We start from the raw sequence: 360 nt of genomic DNA on the forward strand, positions 1-360 counted from the left end.
GTGATAATACCGCTACTGCTACTCAAATAATTACTATTCAAGATACGACTAACCCAGTATTTGATGCTGCTCCAGCTGCCATTACTGTGGAATGTATCGATGATGTGCCGGCCATGACCAATCTTGGTTGGACAGATAATTGCGATGGTGCTGGTTCGGTTACTGGTTCTGATTCTGCTTTATCTGGTGATACGTGTGGTGGAACTATTACTCGTACTTGGTCTTATACTGATGCTTGTGATAATACCGCTACTGCTACTCAAATAATTACTATTCAAGATACGACTAACCCAGTATTTGATGCTGCTCCAGCTGCCATTACTGTGGAATGTATCGATGATGTGCCGGCCATGACCAATC

Annotated in this window: 1 protein-coding gene; it reads left to right on the top strand. The window is 43.1% G+C overall.

Annotated features, from left to right (window positions below; translation table 11 throughout):
* The coding region (locus tag ACNG5D_RS15885) for an HYR-like domain-containing protein (protein ID WP_472249520.1) at window positions 1–360 on the top strand (360 nt) is incomplete at both ends.

Origin of the sequence: Algibacter ulvanivorans (assembly GCF_048381495.1) — a bacterium.
Classification (GTDB): domain Bacteria; phylum Bacteroidota; class Bacteroidia; order Flavobacteriales; family Flavobacteriaceae; genus Algibacter_B; species Algibacter_B ulvanivorans.